This window comes from Actinomadura sp. KC345 (genome assembly GCF_004348515.1).
In the GTDB taxonomy this organism is placed as follows: domain Bacteria; phylum Actinomycetota; class Actinomycetes; order Streptosporangiales; family Streptosporangiaceae; genus Spirillospora.
In genome coordinates this window covers 14727-33688 of sequence record NZ_SMKH01000053.1, presented here as the reverse complement: position 1 = coordinate 33688, position 18962 = coordinate 14727, and the positions used below count along the sequence as shown (strand labels likewise).

At 70.2% G+C, this 18962-nt stretch carries 26 protein-coding genes; 8 read left to right on the top strand and 18 right to left on the bottom strand.

All coding sequences use genetic code 11. The features are described 5' to 3' along the window. Positions 1 to 98 precede the first annotated feature (98 nt). Positions 99 to 374 (bottom strand): carboxymuconolactone decarboxylase family protein, encoded by a 276-nt coding sequence (locus tag E1281_RS11975; protein ID WP_207943240.1) that lies wholly within the window; start codon positions 372 to 374, stop codon positions 99 to 101. A 201-nt stretch (positions 375 to 575) separates the two neighbouring features. Here E1281_RS11975 and E1281_RS11970 point away from each other — a divergent pair, with 201 nt between their 5' ends. Next, positions 576 to 1448 (top strand): RNA polymerase sigma-70 factor, encoded by an 873-nt coding sequence (locus tag E1281_RS11970; RefSeq protein ID WP_131877372.1) that lies wholly within the window; start codon positions 576 to 578, stop codon positions 1446 to 1448. 49 nt (positions 1449 to 1497) lie between these two features. Then, complete coding sequence (locus tag E1281_RS11965) at positions 1498 to 2607, top strand: hypothetical protein (protein WP_131877370.1); 1110 nt, start codon at positions 1498 to 1500, stop codon at positions 2605 to 2607. 1 nt (position 2608) lies between these two features. On the opposite strand, the gene E1281_RS11960 is transcribed toward E1281_RS11965, so the two are convergent. Continuing rightward, entirely contained in the window at positions 2609 to 3079 is a 471-nt protein-coding gene (locus tag E1281_RS11960) for a TetR/AcrR family transcriptional regulator (protein ID WP_207943238.1), read from the bottom strand. Here E1281_RS11960 and E1281_RS11955 point away from each other — a divergent pair. After that, the gene (locus tag E1281_RS11955; protein ID WP_131877366.1) at positions 3060 to 3920 is read left to right on the top strand and encodes an SDR family NAD(P)-dependent oxidoreductase; all 861 of its coding nucleotides are present in this window, start codon (positions 3060 to 3062) and stop codon (positions 3918 to 3920) included. The two genes, E1281_RS11960 and E1281_RS11955, sit on opposite strands and share 20 nt — an antisense overlap. 98 nt (positions 3921 to 4018) lie before the next feature. On the opposite strand, the gene E1281_RS40175 is transcribed toward E1281_RS11955, so the two are convergent. Further along, positions 4019 to 4180, bottom strand: a complete 162-nt coding sequence (locus E1281_RS40175) for a hypothetical protein (RefSeq protein WP_165958875.1) — start codon at positions 4178 to 4180, stop codon at positions 4019 to 4021. An 80-nt stretch (positions 4181 to 4260) separates the two neighbouring features. On the opposite strand from E1281_RS40175, the gene E1281_RS11950 reads away from it, so the two are divergent. Continuing rightward, positions 4261 to 4734 carry an NUDIX hydrolase gene (locus E1281_RS11950; protein ID WP_131877364.1) on the top strand — a complete coding sequence of 158 codons (474 nt, stop codon included), beginning with the start codon at positions 4261 to 4263 and terminating at the stop codon, positions 4732 to 4734. A 72-nt stretch (positions 4735 to 4806) separates the two neighbouring features. Here E1281_RS11950 and E1281_RS11945 read toward each other — a convergent pair whose 3' ends face one another. The 7 genes from E1281_RS11945 to E1281_RS11915 all read right to left on the bottom strand — a co-directional run bounded on the left by E1281_RS11945 (position 4807) and on the right by E1281_RS11915 (position 9267). Then, positions 4807 to 5316 carry a pyridoxamine 5'-phosphate oxidase family protein gene (locus tag E1281_RS11945; protein ID WP_207943237.1) on the bottom strand — a complete coding sequence of 170 codons (510 nt, stop codon included), beginning with the start codon at positions 5314 to 5316 and terminating at the stop codon, positions 4807 to 4809. After that, entirely contained in the window at positions 5313 to 5936 is a 624-nt protein-coding gene (locus E1281_RS11940) for a dihydrofolate reductase family protein (protein ID WP_131877363.1), read from the bottom strand. Before E1281_RS11940 ends, E1281_RS11945 begins: the two co-directional genes overlap by 4 nt. Before the next feature lie 74 nt (positions 5937 to 6010). Then, entirely contained in the window at positions 6011 to 6853 is an 843-nt protein-coding gene (locus tag E1281_RS11935; RefSeq protein ID WP_131877362.1) for a helix-turn-helix domain-containing protein, read from the bottom strand. 217 nt (positions 6854 to 7070) lie between these two features. Beyond that, positions 7071 to 7952, bottom strand: a complete 882-nt coding sequence (locus tag E1281_RS11930; RefSeq protein WP_131877361.1) for a hypothetical protein — start codon at positions 7950 to 7952, stop codon at positions 7071 to 7073. Between the two features lie 137 nt (positions 7953 to 8089). Next, positions 8090 to 8269 carry a DUF397 domain-containing protein gene (locus E1281_RS11925; RefSeq protein WP_131877360.1) on the bottom strand — a complete coding sequence of 60 codons (180 nt, stop codon included), beginning with the start codon at positions 8267 to 8269 and terminating at the stop codon, positions 8090 to 8092. Between the two features lie 7 nt (positions 8270 to 8276). After that, on the bottom strand, positions 8277 to 8456 hold the full coding sequence (locus tag E1281_RS11920; protein WP_131877359.1) for a DUF397 domain-containing protein: 180 nt from the start codon (positions 8454 to 8456) through the stop codon (positions 8277 to 8279). Beyond that, a complete protein-coding gene (locus E1281_RS11915) occupies positions 8431 to 9267 on the bottom strand; it encodes a DUF5753 domain-containing protein (protein WP_131877358.1) in 837 nt (278 codons plus the stop codon). Before E1281_RS11915 ends, E1281_RS11920 begins: the two co-directional genes overlap by 26 nt. 253 nt (positions 9268 to 9520) lie before the next feature. Between E1281_RS11915 and E1281_RS11910 the strand changes: the two genes are divergently transcribed. Continuing rightward, positions 9521 to 9925, top strand: coding sequence for an ATP-binding protein (locus tag E1281_RS11910; RefSeq protein ID WP_131877357.1), 405 nt, complete (start codon positions 9521 to 9523; stop codon positions 9923 to 9925). Beyond that, a complete protein-coding gene (locus tag E1281_RS11905; protein WP_131877356.1) occupies positions 9904 to 10278 on the top strand; it encodes a hypothetical protein in 375 nt (124 codons plus the stop codon). The genes E1281_RS11910 and E1281_RS11905 overlap by 22 nt, the downstream gene beginning before the upstream one ends. A gap of 8 nt (positions 10279 to 10286) precedes the next feature. On the opposite strand, the gene E1281_RS11900 is transcribed toward E1281_RS11905, so the two are convergent. Beyond that, complete coding sequence (locus E1281_RS11900) at positions 10287 to 10766, bottom strand: QsdR family transcriptional regulator (RefSeq protein ID WP_165958874.1); 480 nt, start codon at positions 10764 to 10766, stop codon at positions 10287 to 10289. Positions 10767 to 11059: 293 nt separating this feature from the next. Between E1281_RS11900 and E1281_RS11895 the strand changes: the two genes are divergently transcribed. Continuing rightward, positions 11060 to 11887: an NAD(P)-binding domain-containing protein gene (locus tag E1281_RS11895; RefSeq protein WP_131877354.1), complete on the top strand. Its 828-nt coding sequence runs from the start codon at positions 11060 to 11062 to the stop codon at positions 11885 to 11887. Positions 11888 to 11901: 14 nt separating this feature from the next. Here E1281_RS11895 and E1281_RS11890 read toward each other — a convergent pair whose 3' ends face one another. The 6 genes from E1281_RS11890 to E1281_RS11865 all read right to left on the bottom strand — a co-directional run bounded on the left by E1281_RS11890 (position 11902) and on the right by E1281_RS11865 (position 17104). After that, positions 11902 to 12849 (bottom strand): lysophospholipid acyltransferase family protein, encoded by a 948-nt coding sequence (locus E1281_RS11890; RefSeq protein ID WP_131877353.1) that lies wholly within the window; start codon positions 12847 to 12849, stop codon positions 11902 to 11904. Between the two features lie 19 nt (positions 12850 to 12868). Beyond that, positions 12869 to 13873, bottom strand: coding sequence for an NAD-dependent epimerase/dehydratase family protein (locus E1281_RS11885; protein WP_131877352.1), 1005 nt, complete (start codon positions 13871 to 13873; stop codon positions 12869 to 12871). Positions 13874 to 13922: 49 nt separating this feature from the next. Beyond that, a complete protein-coding gene (locus E1281_RS11880; protein ID WP_018654693.1) occupies positions 13923 to 14021 on the bottom strand; it encodes an AURKAIP1/COX24 domain-containing protein in 99 nt (32 codons plus the stop codon). A 405-nt stretch (positions 14022 to 14426) separates the two neighbouring features. Next, positions 14427 to 14630 carry a helix-turn-helix domain-containing protein gene (locus tag E1281_RS11875; RefSeq protein ID WP_131877351.1) on the bottom strand — a complete coding sequence of 68 codons (204 nt, stop codon included), beginning with the start codon at positions 14628 to 14630 and terminating at the stop codon, positions 14427 to 14429. 363 nt (positions 14631 to 14993) lie between these two features. Then, positions 14994 to 15893 (bottom strand): phosphatase, encoded by a 900-nt coding sequence (locus E1281_RS11870; RefSeq protein ID WP_131877350.1) that lies wholly within the window; start codon positions 15891 to 15893, stop codon positions 14994 to 14996. Then, the gene (locus E1281_RS11865; RefSeq protein WP_131877349.1) at positions 15890 to 17104 is read right to left on the bottom strand and encodes an acetoin utilization protein AcuC; all 1215 of its coding nucleotides are present in this window, start codon (positions 17102 to 17104) and stop codon (positions 15890 to 15892) included. Before E1281_RS11865 ends, E1281_RS11870 begins: the two co-directional genes overlap by 4 nt. 158 nt (positions 17105 to 17262) lie before the next feature. Here E1281_RS11865 and E1281_RS11860 point away from each other — a divergent pair, with 158 nt between their 5' ends. After that, entirely contained in the window at positions 17263 to 18339 is a 1077-nt protein-coding gene (locus tag E1281_RS11860) for an alpha/beta hydrolase (RefSeq protein WP_131877348.1), read from the top strand. Between the two features lie 153 nt (positions 18340 to 18492). Here the strand turns inward: E1281_RS11860 and E1281_RS11855 are convergent, their stop codons facing one another. Beyond that, positions 18493 to 18927 (bottom strand): hypothetical protein, encoded by a 435-nt coding sequence (locus E1281_RS11855; RefSeq protein ID WP_131877347.1) that lies wholly within the window; start codon positions 18925 to 18927, stop codon positions 18493 to 18495. Positions 18928 to 18962 lie beyond the last annotated feature (35 nt).

Below are 18962 nucleotides of genomic sequence, written 5' to 3'. Positions count from 1 at the left end.
GAACTCATCGACTTCCATGGCGGCTGGTCCAATGTCATGGACGTGACAATCGCCACGATGGAATGGGTGGCGTGGTATAACACCGAAAGGATACATTCTTACTGCGGGAACATTCCCCCGCGCGAGTACGAGGAAGCGTTCCACCGGTCACGCGGCACAACGGCCCAGACCGGCTGAGAACCAACGACCCGAGCCTCCAGCATCGCCGGGGCGGTCCAGAGGTCCACGCACCAGCCGCAGCCGTTGATCTGGCTGGCGCGCAGCATCACCAGCTCCTGCAGCTCCCGGGACAACGACGACCGCTGGATCGCCACACTGACACTGGCGAACCGCTTACCGATCTGGGCAGCGAGCTCGTTGGCCATCAGGTCCATTCGAGGTTCCATCATGTGCTCCTCAAGGAGGTTGCGCGCCGCGACGGAGCGTCCGCGCGGCGTTCTGACGACCATGGAGATGCCGGCGCCCCGACTCCTGTGACAGCCCGTTCGTGTGGCCCACGCCACCGGAGGCGGATGTCACACGACGGAACCCACCGGCATCTCATGCGTAGGCACAGCCGAGAACATGGGGGCCGCATGGACACCGCCACGCAAACCTTCGTCGACCACCGCGGCCTTCTGTTCACCGTCGCCTACGAGATGCTCGGCTCGGCCGCCGACGCCGAGGACGCCCTCCAGGAGACCTGGTTGCGGTGGACCGGCGTCGATCCGGACACCGTGCGCGACCCGCGGGCCTATCTGGTCCAGATCACCACCCGCGTGGCCCTCGGACGGCTGCGGACGCTTCGCCGCCGCAGGGAGTCCTACGTCGGGCCGTGGCTGCCCGAGCCGCTCCTGACCGCCCCCGATGTGGCCGAGGACGTCGAGCTGGCCGAGAGCGTCTCGATGGCGATGCTGCTGGTCCTGGAGACGCTCGGCCCGACCGAGCGGGCTGTGTTCGTCCTGCGCGAGGTGTTCGGCCTGGCCTACGACGAGATCGCCGGCGCCGTCGACAAGACCCCCGCCGCGGTCCGCCAGATCGCCCACCGGGCCCGGTCCCACGTCGCCGCCCGCCGACCACGCGAGACCGTGTCCGCGGCCGAGACCCGCAGCGCGCTGAGGGCGTTCCAGCGGGCTGCCGAGACGGGCGATCTGCAGCATCTGCTCGACGTTCTCGCGCCCGACGTGGTCTTCCTGGGCGACGGCGGCGGTGTCGCCCAGGCCGCGCCGGAACCGATCGTGGGAGCCGGCCGGGTCGCCGCCCTCGCCGCCGGGTTGAGCAGGTTCGGCGCCGCGTCGCTGCGACCGGCCCAGGTCAACGGCCACCCGGCGCTGCTCCTGCGGCTGGACGGCCGGGTCGACACCGTCTTCACGGTACGCGTCGAAGACGGCCTCATCACCGGCCTGTACGCCGTCCGCAACCCGGGCAAACTGACCCGCATGGAGCACGAGACCACCCTGCACCGCTGAACCCGTCACACGAACCCGCCGGGACGCCTGTGTAAGGAGTTCCTCCACCATGAACAACTGGGGCGCAGCCTGGTACGGAGACCCGTGCCGAGAGTGCGGTTACGACTGGTCGATCACACCTGGACAGGCGATCGACCTCATCACGGCGATCCCGCAGCGATACACCGATCTGCTGGACGGTGAGGACGCCCGTCTCCGGCACCCCGATCTCGACTGGACCGCCTGCGGCTACGTCTGCCATGTCACCGACAACCTGCGCATCTGGGCCGAGCGGCTCGTCGACGCCGCGCTGACCGGCGACAGGACCATCACCGGCTACGACGACGTCCTCCTTGCCCGTGCCCGCGCCTACGACCAGGTTCCAGCCTCGGGCGCCCTCTGGTCGCTGAGCCTGGCTGCCACAGCATGGGGCCAGGCCATGGAACACGCGGCTGAGGCCGACGTCGTCCTGCTCCATCCGGAACGCGGCCCCCAAACGTGGCCCGAGGTCGCCGGGACCAACGCCCACGACGCCTTCCACCACCAGTGGGACATCGAGCGGACGCTGACGCATCACGCCCAGACGAACCAACCCAGGAGCGGTGTGCGCAGCGGCCGAAGGATCACCCCCGGACGCCGGGCAACCGGCCGATTCGTCCGGCCACGGCTAGGATCTGGCGGTATGGCAGGGGAAGATCCGCGGCACGACGACACCGTGGCCCGGCGCACCGCACTCGCCAGGGCGGTCCAGGACGATCTGGGCGCCGCCGGCCTCCCCGTCGTCCCGGAGGACGCCGACTCCTCGGTCAGCGCGGGCGCCCGCGTGACCATCGACCCGCTCAGCGATGAGGAGGGCGGGGGCGTCTTCGTCCGCTGGGAGGTGCCCTACATGCTGAAGTCCGCCGCCATGGACGCCCTGAGCGAGGGCCGCAGAGCCGGCGACCCGTCCATCATGCTCTCGGTCGGCGCGTCGGACGCGATGCGGGACGCGATCGCCGAGATCCTCACGATCGCGGGCTACGACGTCCAGAAGGACACCGACGACATGGCGCCCGAACTGCTCGCGGTACTGAGCCGCCGCCCCGGGCCGTCATGGCGGGACTGGCTGCACGACCAAACGGCGCGTCGCCAGAAGGCCCTGATGGCGACAGCCCGAGAACGCGAGAACCGCCGGTCGTGAGTCAGGCGGCCAACCCGCGCAGCGCGAGGTCGACCTGATGCTCGATCGTGCCCGGCGCCGGGTCGGAGACGAGTTGCATGATCCGGACGAGGCCGAGCACCTGGTAGGCGATGTCGTCCGCGGTCACGTCGGGGGCGAGGCTGCGGTCGGCGGCGGATCGCTCGACGGCTTCGCGGCCGACGGCTCTCAGGTGGGCGAGGCAACGCTCAAGATCCGCGCCGGAGGGTGGTCCGCCGGCGAGTATGTCGATCATGGCCTTGTTGGCGGCGAGGTGCGTCAGCGTCCTGGTGAAGAACTGTCGCAGTCCGTCGATCGCTGACGCCCCGTCAGGGAGGTCCGTGACGGCGAAACCCGCGAGGTCGGCCCTGGTGATGGCCCGCACGAGGTCGTCCCTGGTGGGGAAGTGCCGGTAGAGCGTGCCGACACCGACTCCGGATGATCGGAGGGGTGGCGTGAGGACGATCGTGGTCACGGGAGGCACGGACGGGATGGGCGCCGCCCTGGCGCGCCACTACCTCGCGACAGGCCACCGGGTGGTCGTGGTCGGACGTAGTCGCGCCAAGTTCGAGGCGCTCGTCGCGGCCGCGGCGAGCCTGTCTCCTTCGGCGCCGTCCAGGGGCGAGTTCGTCGCGGCCGACCTGACACTCGTCGAGGACGGCCGCCGCGTGGCCGACCAGCTGAAGGAGAACCACGAACGTATCGACGCGCTGGTACTCGCAGCATCGTTCATCCGGCGGCGCCGGCACCGCACCCCGGAAGGGCATGAGGCGTCCTGGTCGCTGTTCTTCCTCAGCAAGTACGTGTTCGTCACCCGCCTTGCCGGCCCACTGCGCGCCGCCGGCAGGCCGGTCATCGTGAACACCGCCGTCCCGGGCGCCCGTCCGGACGCCATCGCGTTCGACGACCTGGAGATGGTCGACGGGTTCACCTTCCGGCGGTCGAACGCCCAGCAGCGTCGCGCGAACGAGCTGCTCGGCATCCTCGCCACCGGCCATAACCCGGATCTCGGCTACGTCACCTGGGGGCCCGCGCGCCTGGTCCGCACCGCCTTCGCCGGCGACGTGGGGACGGGCATGAAGAGCGCCGCCGCCGTTCTGGGACGGTTGCTGGGCCAACGTCCCGAAGACGCGATCCAGCCCATCATCGGGATCATCGACAGCCCGACCCCGGGCAGAGCCGCCTACCGCGGCGCCAGGCCGCGTCCGCTCACCGTCGGTGCCCACGACGAGAAGGACGCCGCCCGCCTCGCCTCCGCCGTCGAGGAGACCCTTTACCGCCCCGACTCCGCTACCTCCAGGACGCGGCCCTGCTGAGGTCAGCGGGTTCGGGCGACGGCCTTGGAGGCGACCTCGCCCCCGACGCGTAGCCGGGGACGCGGCAAGAGCACCCTCGTGCACCGCCTCAGGTGCGATCAGAGAAGATCCTTGACGATGGGGATGCCGTCAGTGAGGCCGCCGAGGCCGCCGAGCCCGGCGGGTGCCGGGGCGGACGGGCCGGGGTCGGCCTGGGCCGTCCCCGTGAGGCCGGTCAGGGTCAGCGCGACGGCGGCCGCGACCAGGATCAGCTTGCGCATGAACAGCTCCGATCACCAGAGATTGACAATGTGTCATCTAGTGCCCACCGAGCGTGAGTGAAACCTGTGGAGATACAAGGATGAGTTTCCGGCTGGCGGCGTACGCCGTGTGCATCGAGGACGGGCATGTGCTGCTGGCCCGTCACATCCCGCCGAAGGGCGAGTCCGTCTGGACTCTTCCGGGCGGCAAGGTGGAGCACGCGGAGGATCCGTTCGACGCGGTGATCCGCGAGGTCGCCGAGGAGACCGGCTGCGACGCGGCGGTCGAGGGCCTGCTGGGCGTGGACTCAAGGGTCATCCCCGCGGCCGAGCGCACCATCCCCGGTGGTCCCGAGCACCACAACGTCGGCATCTTCTACCAGGTCCGCATCACCGGCGGCCGACTCCGGCCCGAGCCGAACGGCGACACCGCCGAGCCGACCTGGACTCCGATCGCCGACGTCGCTCGCCTGCGCCGGTCATCGCTGGTCGACATCGGCCTGGCCCTGGCCCGGACGCTCCCGGCGACCGGCCACGTCGCCCCCGTCCCGGTCGGCGGCCTGATCCAGCACTGAAGTCATCGCAGAGTCGGGAGCGGCTCCGCACGGTCGGCCGTCACCGTGGAACCGGCGTCCGGCCGCGGCGGGCTACCGGGCGTCCCGCCACGGGAGGACGGGCGTTCGGTGGTCGGCGTTGATCGAGTGCAGCGGGCACGGTCGCCGGGGTTCACGCGGGCAGAGGACGGACGCCTCGGTGACGGTCGCGCGGTAGAGGCGATAGGACGACGGCGGAGTGACATCGTCCAGTGCCAGACCGGTCCCCCCTCGCGTCACCGGGCCCGGGTAGATTTGGATGCCGCGGTCGAGGTCACGGCCGGCGAGTTCCGCGGCCGTCCCTGAGAGGTACACCGCACGGCCGTGGTAGGCCGGTACCTGCGAGTCGAAGATGACCATGCTCACCTGGGGACGCTGCGCGATGTTGCGGGAGTGGGCGGCGTCGCGGGCGGACACCCAGTAGAACTCGGCGTAGTCGGCTGTCGCGAAGTACACGGGCGATACCCACGGCCGCCCATCGGCGTCGGCGGTGCCGAGCGTCATGTACAGGTTGGCCTCGATGAGTGCGCGGGCATGTGCGTCGAGGTCTTCCACTGCGATCACGCGTCCTTGACACGGCGAACCTTGTACTTCAGGTGGAGCACTCCGTCGCCCTGGATGACCACGTCGGGATCCTCCAGCAGATGCTGCCCGTCGATGCTGCCGAAGTAGCGCTTGCCTGAGCCGAACACCACCGGCACCACGTCCATCGCCACCTCGTCCACCAGGCCGGCCGCGAGGACCTGGCCGCCCACTTCGCCGGCGTTCACACTGACGATTCGCTCCCCGGCGAGCTTCTGGGCCTTGTCGATCGCGGCCGCCACGTCGTCGACGAAATGGTAGGACGCCTCAGGGTGCCAGCCCTCGGGCTTGGGCCGGTGGGACACGACGACCACGTGGTCGCCCGCGGGCGGACGCCCCTCCCAGCCGTTGACCAGGTCGAACAGGGTGCGGCCCATCACGATCACGCCGATCGCCTCCCACATCGGCCGGACGTACTCCGCCGACGCACGCGAGACCCTGAAGCCGCTCCCGGTCCCCGAGTGGTCGTACTGGGGGTCGACGTCTTCGGTGAGCGGAGTGTCCCCGTTGAAGTACCAGTCGTGGAGTGGCCCGACGCCATCGTTCTCGTCGGCGATGAAGCCGTCCACCGACACCACGTTGTGCATGATCACTGTGCCCATGGATTCTCCTCGGAGTCTTACTGCCCGGACGCCCCGATCTTGTCGTCCCGGGAGGCGACCAGGCATGTAAGAAATCAATCAGCGGGCATCGGACCACTGTCAGGCGGGAAACCCGGATCGGCGGGGAGCCGTCGCCGGAGCGCCAGGTACTCGGTCGGGGTGTGCCCGGTGAAGTCCTTGAACTCCCTGGTGAAGTGGGCCCGGTCGAAGTAGCCCGCCGTGTGCGCGAGGTCCGTCCAGTCGACCGGCCGCAGGACGTCCACGGACAGGATCAGCCGCGCGAATCGGTAGATCCGCGCCACCCGCTTCGGGGTGACCCCGACATGGGACTTGAACTGCGTGGCCAGGTGATTGCCGCTCACCCCGGCGGCATCGGCCAGCGCACCGACCGGGATCGCGCCGTGGGAGGTCTCCAACCTCCTGCCCGTGTGCTGGACCAGGCCGAGACCGCGCGACGGCGCCTCGGCGAGCCGCGATCGCAGTTCCTCCTCCACTACCCGCAGTGTCTCGCCGGCTGTTGCGAGGTCGCCGACCTGGTTGCGGATCCGGTCCACAGACCGTTGCCATACGGCGTCGACCGGCACCCATCGATCCCGCAACTCGGTCGCCGGCATGTCGATGAACGGCGACATGCCCCACGGCTTGAAGTGCACCCCGACGAGCCGCACCCGTGTGGGGTACTCGTAGAGGAAACGCCTGGTCCATACACCCATGAACCACCCGTCGGTGAACACCTCCGACGGCACCGACGGGTCGGAATCCCACAGGCGGGCGGGTCCACCCAGGTTGATGAACAGGTGCCCCGACGGCATCGGCGGGACGTTCATCCGGCGGTGGCGCGGCACCCCGGTCAGGCAGTAGATGTCGTCGATGAACAGGTCGAGCGGCGGCGCGGGCACCCGGCCGACATATTCCATGGACCCAGTCAACTACGGGTGGCGGCAGCGCTGCTCCAGCGAGCGTGGCCGCGGCCGACATGCCGCGCCTGCACGCCGCGTTCGCTGGATACCTCGCACCAGCCCGGGCGGGTTCGTGGTCCGCTCGCCGGTCGAGACGGCGATCAGGCGCGGTCGGACAGCGACCCCGGTCCCGGCGTTCGCGGTGGGGACGCTCCGGGTGATGGAGGGCAGCCCGTCAGTCGTCCGGCGGAGGGTCGCCGGTGGTTTCGGGGACGAAGCCGCAGAGTTGCGGGTCGCACTCGGCTTTGTGATCTCGGCCCCACAGGTAGGTGTCCCGCTCGGTGGTCCGAGCGTGGTGGACGAGTCGCACCTGTTTCCGTCGGGGGAGGGTCGAGGGCAGCGCCGCGAACGTCTCCGGGAGTACGGCGACCATGCCGCTGACCTGCTCGCCGTCGCACATCCGCAGGAGCGCGGTGCACTGCCACCAGTCGATCTCGCCTCGGGTACTCGGCATGCCGGGCCAGTAGTAGCTCGCCGGATCCGGTACCAGGTAGTGGACGCTGTCGGCGTCCAGGTGGGCGCGTAGCCAGGGTCCGCCTTTGCCGAGGCCGAGCCGGAGCCGTCCGGCCTCCTCGTACAGGGCGCAGATCGCATCGCTATCGAGGGCCTTGAGAACGTGCGCTTCCGGAGGAAGCGACAGGTGCCCGGCCGGGGGGCGGACCGGCCAGCGTCCGAGGAGCACGCCCGCCCGCTGGCGCAGCGTCATGGGCGACGGGCCCTTGCGACGAGCCGGTAGGGGCGGCGGTGGCGTCCATTGGAGCCCGGCGTTCTCGATGTGGCGCAGCATCCAGGCGCGCTTTTCCGGACCGGCGGTGTGCCATGCCCAGCCCATCGGCCGTTTCGCCATCGCCTGTTGGACGCTGCTGCCGGGGGCGCCCCGGCGGGACGGCCGCCAGGGGCGTGGTTGGGCGATCCCCGGCATGTTGTGGCACACGTCGGCGAGGAAACGGATGCGCTCCAGATCGTCCTCGGGTGACCGGTCCTCCGACACCCGCCGGGCGTCCCCAGCGAGGTAACGGATCTCCAGGAAGGCCCTGGCCGCCAGTAGCGCGGCCACCTCTCGATCACGCCTGGCCTCATGCCCCCTCAAGCCGCCCCACTCACCGGGTCCATGGCTGACCAGTTCGACGCCGCTTCCTCCGGAAGCGTCCGCCACGGCTTGACCTACGCCAGGTCATGTGGTTCATGGCGTGCTCACCGGGCTGGAGCCCGCCGAATGGCGTCACGCAGCGCCGCACGGGACACCACCAGGACTGGGCCGTGCGAATCTTTGGAGTCACGAACGGCCACCATGCTCTCCGTGCCGGCCAGCTCGATGCAATTGCCGCCGGAACTCTCGCTCCGGCTCGACTTGCGCCAGATCACCGCCTCCATGGCTTCCTCACTCCTCCGCAGCCCGAACCGCAGCGCGCAGCGCTGCGCGGGGTACTAGGAGGATGGACCCGTGGGGGTCCTTCGAGTCCCTGACCGCTACACGGTCCTTTGCTTGAGCAAGCTCAACGCAAGAGCCGCCGGAGCTACCGCTGCGACTCGACTTACGCCAGGTCAGTTCCCGTTCCATCTGTCCACTTCTCTTCGATAGTGCGGTTGATCAGATCGACGCTCAACGCGGTTGGGAGAGCCTGCGTGGAGATCGCATCAAACCTGTCCCTGAGCGTGGAGATGTCCTTTCGTGCGTCCATCATGATCCCACGCGCGCCCGTCTCGACGTAAGCGACTTCTTCGCCACTGGGCAGCGTCGCGATCATGAACTCTCCCTCGTTGCCCGGGTGGCGAGCGCCACTCGGCACGATCTGGACGCTGACACGAGCCGAGTTGGCCTCCACAAGAGAGTTGAGTTGGGGTCGCATCACACCCGGGCCGCCTACGTCATACCAGAGGACGGACTCCGGAAGGATGTATACGAGACGAGGCGGTGGGGGGTTCGTGCGGGAGAGGATCGTCTGCCGAGCCATTCGGGACTCTACCGCCTGACTATCGTCGAACAGGAGGGTGTTCGCGTAGTCCATAGTCTGGAACAGGCCATGGACAACTATCGGGCTGTAGACCTTGAGGGTTTCCGCCTCCTCTTCGACTCCAGGCCACTTGCGGAACCATTCGGGGAAGCCGTCCTTCTTGTCGCCGAACAGGCCGTCGTGGAGATGGGCCAGGGCCTCCTTCGTGTCGAGGACGGTGTCGCAGTGTTCGGCGAAGGTGCGTTCGCAGTGGGATTCTGCGCGTTCCACCGCGCCGATGAACGACGCGCTGTAGGGGATCTTGTCCGCGAGCTGCTTGATGCTGTGATTCGCGAGGACGCGGTACCTGCGGACCTCTGAGCCGAACAGGTCGAGGGCGCTGTTCGACGGGGTGAGGCGCTTGGGGGGCTGCGGCATTTCGTGTCTCCCGATGACCAGTCATGACCCATGACCACCAATGAATGCCAGGCCATGCTCCGAGGTTGCCTTGTGACGTCGCGTACGCATTCACCAGGATGACACTTTGCGCGATGCTCGGCCACGGGTCGACAGAAATGGAGGTCGGGATGTTCGAGGCGATCGTTTTGACAGTTCCCCCCGAACCGGTCAAAGCAGTATGCGTTTTCGCCACCAGCCGAGCAAATCGGACAGGATGCGCGGGTGGGCGGCGATGAACCTTTTCACAAAAGAAACGACCGCCGAATGCGATTCGACCGTCGTCCTCGACCCCACTGAGCAGGCACCGGCCAAGGCGCGGCGGTTTCTCGCCGGGCGGTTCGCCGAGTGGGGCGTCGCCGACGACCACACCGGGCGGCTCATCGTCTCCGAACTGGTGACGAACGCGCTGGTGCACGGGGACGGGCCGATCGTCGTCCGGGTGTTCCAGGACGAGCGCGACGGCCTTCCGGTGATCGAAGTCTGGGACGGCGGGGAAGGGCAGCCGGTCATGCGGCCGGAGAACTACGCGGCGACCGACGGGCGGGGGCTGCTGTTGGTCGCCCTCCTTGCCCACGACTGGGGGACGCGCCCTCTGCTGGAGGGAGGGAAGGTGGCATGGGCGAAGTGCGGGCTCTAGCCGTGCGGGCCGAGCGTCATCTGCTCCGGTGGCGCACCCGTCGGGGGCACGAGACGGCCGTGCGGTGCCTGGACGAGCTGGCCATGGCGCTCTCCCCTCAAGGGTGGCGCTTCATGAGGTTCTACCGCCGTGAGGAGTTCGCCGTCCCCGTTCCGCTGCTGTGGGTCCACGCGCGGGCGACCAGGGACGTCGGCATCGTGGTCAGCGTCCTTGCCGCCCCCGGTGGTACGCGGGCCTACCACGAGGCGCAGTGGGGACGGCGCGGCTACCTGTGCCTCTGCGGGGACGCCGAGGCGGCGGCCGCCCGGGTCGACCGGCTTCTCAAGCACCGGCTCTTCCCGTCCACCTGGTGACCGGCGCGTCAGCGGATCAGGGCGTAGATCGCCTGGCGGGCGATGTCCGGGTTCGGGGGGTCGCCGGTGATCAGGTCGGTGTAGAGCAGCGATTCGCATATGCGGATGATCAAGTAGGCCAGGTCGTGGTGGTGGATCGCCTCGGGACCCGAGGGCGGGTCGATCTCCTCGTCGAGGAGCTGTTCGACGCGCTCGATCGCGTAGCCCTGGACGGGGCTCTCCTTCGTGGTGAGCAGCCTCAGTGCCCGCTCGGGTTCGCGGTGGACGAAGTCGACGAAAAAGCTTGTCTCGGCGAGGATCTGGACGAAGTCGCCGATGACTGCGGAGACCCGCGTGGCGCCGGTGGTGTCCGCATGGGCGGCCAGGGCCCGGTGGAACGTCTTGGTCGCGAGGTCGCGGAGGATGTCGGCCGTGAGCTGGTCGCGGTTGCCGACCCAGCGGAACAGCGTGGCGCGGCTGACGCCCAGTTCGGCGCCCAGTTCGCCCATGTCGATCCGGCGTCCCTGGATGAACCACTGGCGGGCCAGATCCAGGACGCTCAGCGCGTTGGGGCGCGGAGGGGCGTCGTGCGGACGTCGGCTCAGCTCGGTGTTCCCGGGTTCGTTGATGTCTCCCCCTTGACCGCTGGGGACGATAGTACTCGGAATGTCTCATCCCACCGGCAGGGTAACGGTCGGCTTACGTCCCGGAATTCCCGGCCCACGTGGCTTTCTCCTAGGTAACCACGCACTTTGAAGTGCGTTCTTGTGGCGTGTCGCGGCCCCCGGGAACAGTGGATCGCATGAACGGGAAACAGGAACGAATCAGCATCCTCGGACTGGGAGCCATGGGATATGCGCTCGCGGGCGCGCTCCTCGGAGCCGGCCGGGAGGTGACGGTCTGGAACCGCAGCCCCGGGAAGGCACGCGGTCTCCTCGCGCGAGGCGCTCGGGAGGCGTCGAGCGCGGAGGAGGCGATCGAGGCGGGTGATCTGACGATCGCATGCCTCCTGGACGACGCGAGCGTCCGTGAGACGCTGACACCCGTCCTGGGGAAACTGGCCGGCGAGACGCTCGTCAACCTCACCAGCGGCTCCGCGCGCCAAGCGCGCGAACTCGCCGGATGGCTCGGGAGGCACGGGGCGCGACTCCTCGCCGGCGGGATCATGGCCGGTCCTCCGACGGTGGGGACGGCCGATGCCACCATCCTTTACAGCGGCGCGCGTGACCTGTTCGACCGTGCGGCCCCCGCACTCGACCCCCTCGGGCGCCCTCACTGGGTCGGCGAGGACCCCGGGTTCGCGGCCATGTACGACATGGCCGCGCTGAGCGGCATGTACGGCATGGGCGTCGGGGCGGAGCACGCCGTGGCGCTGATCCGTGCGGAAGGCGGCGACGTGGAGGCGTTCAAACGCGACGTGCTCCGGCCCTGGATGGAGCGCATGTTGCCGTTCACGGTCGATGGCGCCGACCCCGGCGGACCGGTCCCGGACGAGTCCAACCCCGAGATGCAGGCGACCGGGCTGGAGAACATGCTCGCCACTTCCAAGGAGGCCGGCGTGCCGGACGAGCTCGCCGGGCATCTGCACGCATCGCTGTGGGGGATGCGCCGCGCCACCACCGCACGCTGACCGGGTACGGGGCGTCAGAGGAAGGCGGGGCCTCGGCGGAGGAGGGCGTCGTAGAGGAGTTGCTGGACGTTCTCGCGGACGTGGTCGGTGATGTCGAAGACCGTCATGGGGTCGTCGGCGGCGTCGGCCTCGTACTCCTCCAGGGTCATCGGCTCACCGAACTGGATCATCCATTTGGACGGGAGCGGAACGAGCCCGGCGGGGCCGAGGAGCGGGAACGTCGGGGTGACCGGGAAGTACGGGAGGCCGAGGAGGCGGGCCAGCGGGGGCACGTCGGCGATCTTCGGGTAGATCTCCTCGGCGCCGACGATGGCGCAGGGGACGATGGGGACGCCGGCGCGCAGGGCCGTCCCGACGAAGCCGCCGCGGCCGAAGCGCTGGAGGCGGTAGCGCTCGGCGAACGGTTTGCCGACGCCCTTGAACCCCTCGGGGAAGACGCCGACGAGTTCGCCCTTTCCGAGCAGCCGGGCGGCGTCGGACTTGCAGGCGAGCGTGTGCCCGGCCTTGCGGGACAGGTGCCCCAGGAGCGGGATCTGGTAGACGAGGTCGGCTCCGAGCAGGCGGACGTGGCGGTCGGCATGGTCGTGCAGGGCGACCGACAGCATGAGCGCGTCCAGGGGGATGGTCCCGGAGTGGTTGGCGACCAGGAGGGCGCCGCCGTCCGGGATGTTGTCCACACCGGAGATCTCGACGCGGAACCAGTGCTCGTAGAGCGCGCGGGCCATGGGCAGGAGGACCGTGGAGTTGAACTCCGGGTCGAAGCCGAACTCGTCGACCTCGTAGTCGCCGGTCAGGCGGCGCCGCAGGAACGCCAGCCCGGACGCGATGCCGCGCTCGATCTGGCCGGGCTCGAAAGGGCCGCGGCGGGAGTGGCCGGACGCGCCGTCGTCATCCTGGCGGGCCGGGTCGAGGGGGATGACCTGGGCGCCCTCGTCGTCGTCCTTGCGGTGGGCGTTCATCATCCTGGCATCTCCTCGGGACTCACAGCCGTCCGAACAGCGAGGTCAGCCCGCCGTGGCCGAAGCCCTCGGCGCCGGCGAAGTCCGCGAAGGCGGCCTCGGAGCTGTACTTGGGACGCCACGCCAGCTCGTCCTCCAGGGCGGCGGTGTCGATGACGCGGCCGTACGTCAGCCAGCGCAGCAGTTCCGGTGAGAAGCCGGACAGGCCCGCGAAGCGCCGTCCCATGTCGCCGAGGACGGAGATGGACGGCGACGGGACGGGCACGTACGGGCGTCCGGCGCGGCGCAGGGCCTGGGAAAGCAGCAGGACCCCGTCGCCCGCGACGTTGAAGCAGCCGGGGTGGTCCTCGACGGTCATGCGGCGCAGCACCTCGACGCCGTCGTCCGCGTGGACGAACTGCAGCCGCGGGTCGAAGCCGAGCACCGTCGGGACGACCGGCAGATGCAGGTACCGGCTGAGCGGGGAGTCCACCCCGGGACCGAGGAAGTTCGCGAACCGGAGCACCGACACCGTGAGGTCGGACCGGCGTCGCATCAGTCCCCGGACGTAGCCCTCGACCTCGACCGCGTCCTTGGCGTACCCGGACGTGGGCGCCTCGGCCGGCTGGTCCTGCTCGGTGAACACGGCCGGGTCCATCGGCGACGAGCCGTACACGGCGGCCGACGAGCGCACGACGAGCTTGCGCATGTCGGGCGAGCGCTGGCAGGCCGCGAGCAGCTGCATCGTGCCGATGACGTTGAGCTCTTTCACCTTCGCCCGCGGGACGGACGAGGAGGTCACCAGGTTCAGGTGCACCACGGTGTCGACCCCGGCCGACGCGATGATGTTCGCGATGCTCGGCGTCCGGATGTCGACGCGGACGAACTCGGTGCGGCCGAGCGACACGCCGGGCAGTTCGGGCGGCACGGTGTCCACGCCGATCACCCGTTCGATGCCCGGGTCGGCTTGCAGGGTGTTCGCGACCCGCGCCCCCAGGAAACGGGAGACGCCCGTGACGAGGACGACACGGGCCGCGGCGGCGGGCATCGAGGACACTGTGCGCCCCACCCCTTACGGCTGAGTGGCCGGCGGACGACTACTTCTTGTTGCGGCGCTGGATGCGCGTCTTCTTCAGCAGCTTGCGGTGCTTCTTCTTGGCCATGCGCTTGCGGCGCTTCTTGATGACAGAGCCCATGGGACCTCACTCGGCGAATCGGGTGATGTGCAGAAGACCGTCGTGCCGCAGGCGAGGATCACTCGAAACGCGCGCACGGGCCGACGTCCAAGGGTACCGCTGCACTGAGGGGGTTCACGCCCCGCCCTGTCCCACGGCGCGCTGCGTCGCGGCGGCCCGCGTCCGGCGGGCATGCGGAGTCCGGCGCCGCGCCTGGCGCGGCGCCGGGCACCGCTTCGCGCGGGCGGGTCCCGGCGGCCACCGGGTGGTCGCCGCGGCCCGTCCCGCTGGTGTCCGGACCGGCTTACCGGTCCTCGCCCTGCTTCCCCAGCTTCGGGACGTCCCCGGGGGTCGGTCCCGATGCCCCCTGCACGGCCGGGTGCGGAGTATCCGGCGGGGTCATGGCTCATGCCCCGCCCTTACCCGTTATCCGGCTTCGATGTACGCGTCGCGCAGGTAGTCGTGAACGGCCTGCTCGGGAACCCGGAACGAACGGCCCACGCGGATCGCGGGCAGCTCGCCGGAGTGGACGAGGCGGTAGACGGTCATCTTGGACACCCGCATCACCGAGGCCACTTCGGCCACGGTCAGGAACCTGACCTCGCTCAGAGGTCGCTCGCCTGAGGTCATCGGACGCCCTCTTCCACACGTGCCGCGCACCGGCCCTTTGGGTGACTTTGATCACGCACGTGTACTTCCTCCAGCGTAAATCGCGTATCGGCAGTCGCAAGAGGGGAGTTCCGCACATTTCCGTATCCTGACCTGACCCCAGGGACACAGTGCTGATTCCGTACGGAGCGTGGACATAACGGCACATGGAGTGGCGCCACGAACGCTTGTCCACCGAAACCCTCGACTGACCTGCGGTTCCTGCACTCCCGAGGGCGTCGCACAAGCCCATCCGTCCCGCCAGGGCCGCCCTGTCACACGCAGTGACGACCGAGACGGCGCCACGTCGCCCCGGACGGCGGGCGCACCTGTGCCGCGCTGAGGTCAGGCGGACGGGTACAGGCCCGCATGATCAAGGATGTACGCGGTCAGAGGCGCATAGTGGTGCGAGGCCACGCCGTCGTCGAGCGGGACGACCACGTCGATCTTGCCTTCGGCGGCACCGGCGAACAGCGCGGGATCGTTACAGTCCGCGAACCCCACGGTGTCGATGCCCGCCTCGCCGGCGGCTCCCGCCCAGCCGTGATCGGCGATGGCCAGATCCGGCCAAATATTGGGTTTAGCTCCCGCGGCATCCCCGGAAGCGGTATCGGCCAGCTCGCGGAGCATGGCCTCCATCGGGTGCGGATCATGCGTGTGGTGGGTCCGGAAGTCGTCGCCCTCCAGCATCGCCACACCGGGGTCGGCGTAGACGATGCGGCGCACGTCGAGGTCGCCGTAGTAGCCGGACTCGATCTCGTACGTCCAGCCCTCCGCGGGCGTCAGCACCCGGCAGCCCGCCCCCGCCAGGGCTCGCGCGACCTCCTGGTACAGCGGGGTCAGCGTCGCCGGATGCCCGGTCGCGATCACGACGTTCTCCCGGCGCCGGGCGGCGAGCCCGATGCGCTCGCCCATCGCCTCCAGCGTGTCGAGCGTGATCTCGGGGTCGATGGTGTCGTCGCCGTAGATGTGCCGGGGGTCGGGGTCGACGCCGCAGCGCTCGACCATCATCTCCAGCACGGTCCGTTCCGTCCACGACGGCTTGAGCTCCAGCCCGAACTGGTAGTACGGCCGGCCCGCGGCCATCCGCCGGTAGTGCAGGAGGTTGTTCTGGCGCGGCGTCGCCACCTCACCGGCGATCATCGTCCGGACGAGGTGGGTGCGCAGCTCGTCCCTGGTCGGCGCCGGTTTCGTCTCGGGCGCGCCCGCCCCGGACGGCGCCCCGCCCGGTGTCCCAGCCGTCATTCGTCCGTCATCGGGTCGAGGCCGTGCTCGGGGAACACCGCCCGCCGCGTCGCCAGGATCGCCTGGTCGACAGGATTCGCCGGGTCGTAGCCGCTCCCCCACGTACTGACCTCCACAACATCCGTGCCGTCCGTCATCCGGCGGGGGGCGATCTCGTCGGTGCGCAGCCGGGCGAACTCGCGCCACTCCTCCGGGGTCGGCGTGTCCGGCGGGATCGGCCCGCCCGCCGCCTCGGCCAGCAGATGCGTCCACGCCCTCGGCACGACCTGCACGAGCTCGTAGCCGCCGCCCCCGGTGGCGATCCAGCGGCCGCCCGCGGTCTCGTGCGCGAGCCGGTGCAGCAGGCCGTAGGCGGTCCGCTGCCCGTCCACGCTGAGCGTCAGGTGCGCGAGCGGGTCGAGCGCGTGGCCGTCGGCGCCGTGCTGGGTGACCAGGACGTCCGCGCGGAACCTGCGCAGCAGCGGCGGGACGACCGCGTTGAACGCCCGCAGCCACGGCCGGTCGCCGGTACCGGGCGGCAGCGAGATGTTGACCGACGTGCCGTCCGCGCCCGTCTCGTTCGGGAAGCCGGTGCCGGGGAACAGCGTCCGCGGCGTCTCGTGCAGGCTGATCGTCAGAACGCGGGGGTCGTCGTAGAACGCGGCCTGGACGCCGTCGCCGTGGTGGACGTCGATGTCGACGTAGGCGACGCGCTCGGCGCCGTTCTCCAGCAGCCACGCGATCGCGATGGCCGGGTCGTTGTAGACGCAGAAGCCGCTGGCGGCGCCGCTCAGCGCGTGGTGCAGGCCGCCGGAGACGTTGACGGCGTGCTCGGAGCGTCCCGTCCACACCGCCTCGGCCGCCGCGACGGACGCGCCCGCGACCAGGGCGGACGCGTCGTGCATGCCGAGGAACACGGGGTTGTCGGGGGTTCCGATGCCGTACCGGACCTCGGGGAGCCCGGTACCTCCGGCGTGCTTCACGGCCGCGATGTAGGGCTCCTCGTGGACGAGCCGGAGCAGCTTGTCGCCCGCGGCCTCGAACGCCGACACCCGCACGTTCGGCCGGTCCAGGACGCCGAGCTCCCGGGCCAGCGCCATCGTCAGCTCGACGCGCACCGGGTTCATGGGATGCCCGGCGCCGAAGTCGTAGGAGGTGAGCCGTTCGTCCCAGAAGACCGCAAGCCCGCAGTTCTCGGGGGCGGAGGGCGGGGAGGGCGCGGGACTGCTCATGACCTCACGGTATCGCCTCCGTCACGTGGCCTGGCTCACACGATGCCGCCGCCTCCCGCGGGGGAGGGCCCGGCCTCGCGAGGCGAACCTGTGACGTGGATAACACGTCGAATATGGGCATACCGGTAATACGGGATTTACCAACGGATGGGGTGTAGATGGGCCCGAGCGTACGCAGCCGCGCGATCAGCAGCGCGCTCCGCCTGGGCGCCCGCCCGGTCCTGCACCGCGTCCCCGGCCACGCCGGCGGCATCCGCACCGCCCGCTCGACGGTGGACGCCGCGTCACTGCTGATGCGGCCGGGCTCCCGCGTCCGCGTCCTGCCGCTGAACGATCCGCAGCTCGGAACCGGCCGCGACGAGCGTCCCGTGACCGGCGAATGGGTCGTCTCCCGCGACGCCGGGGGCGCCTCCGAAGGCGCCGTCCTCTACCTGCACGGCGGCGGCTACGTGGTCTGCTCCCCGCGCACGCACCGTCCGATCACCTCGCGGCTGGCCCTCGACACCGGCCTGCCGGTCCTGGCCCCCCGGTACCGCCTCGCGCCCGAGCACCCGTTCCCCGCGCCGCTCGAGGACGCCGTCGCCGCGTACCGCTGGCTCCTGGCCCGCGGCGTCCCCGCGTCCGGGATCGTCCTCGCGGGCGACTCCGCGGGCGGGCACCTCGCCGCGACGCTGGCGGGCGAGATCTGCCGCCTCGGGCTGCCGAGCCCCGCCGGGCTCGTCCTGTTCTCCCCCTGGGTCGACCTGACCTGCGAACTCTCCCTCCGCGAGCAGCGCCGCGCCCGCGACCCGTACATCAGCGCCGTCTCGGCACGCCGGGTCGCCCGCCTCGTCGTGGGGCCGGCCGGATTCGACGACCCGCGGCTGGCCCTGCTCACCTGCGCGTGGCAGGACACCCCGCCCGTCCTGATCCAGGTCGGCGGGGACGAGGTGCTGCGTCCCGAGGCCGAGGCCCTCGCGGACGCCCTGGACCGCGCCGGGGCGGACTGCGAACTCCAGATCTGGGACGGTCAGATGCACGTCTTCCAGATCCTGAACCGCGTCCTGCCGGAGGCCGCCGCAGCGATGAGGGAGACCGCCCGCTTCGTCCGCACGGTCACGGCCCCCCGCCGCCCCGGACCGCTCGCACCGGAAGGAACGGGCCGCCTGACCGCTACCGCTCGGACCGCTCGTCCTTCCCGCGCCGGCGGCCGGGAACGAGCGCGGCGAGGAGTGCGGCGGAGTGGTCGGCCATGAAGCGCGGGACGCCGATCTTGAGCAGTGCCCGGTGCAGGGCGGACGCCGGGAACGGCATGCCGGCAGGACGCTCGCCCCGGTCTCGCATCCCCGCTCCCCCCGCCTCCAAGATCGTCTCAAGGATATCGGCGGGGGTTCGCGCCACGTCATGACCTAGAGGCGACCCGCGCGCTCGGGCTCGGGAAGCTCGTCGTCCGCGCGCTTCGCGCGGTGCGCGGTGAAGAAGCCCGCCAGCGCGGCGAGCGCCGCGACGCCCTCGCCGACCAGGCTGATCGTCTTCTCGGTGTACCAGACCGGCTCGTGCATGGCGGGCAGCGGACCGAGCGCGCCCGCGTCGACGTAGTAGTAGAACAGGAGCGCGCCGACCGCGCTGGCCGCGACCAGGAAGGCCAGCGCGTACACCCAGCGGTTCGCGTAGGCGAGGATCAGCACGGCGACCACGGCGGCGACCGCCGCCTGGATGCGGAACAGCAGGTCTCCCCCGATGGCGCCGCCCTGCACGAAGGCCATGTCGGGCGCGAACACCCAGTGCACGTAGGCGTCGGCCGCCAGTCCGGCGGCGACGAGCAGGCGCAGTATGAGTCCCATACTTCCTAACACGGGAGAAACCCCGTACGGGATCA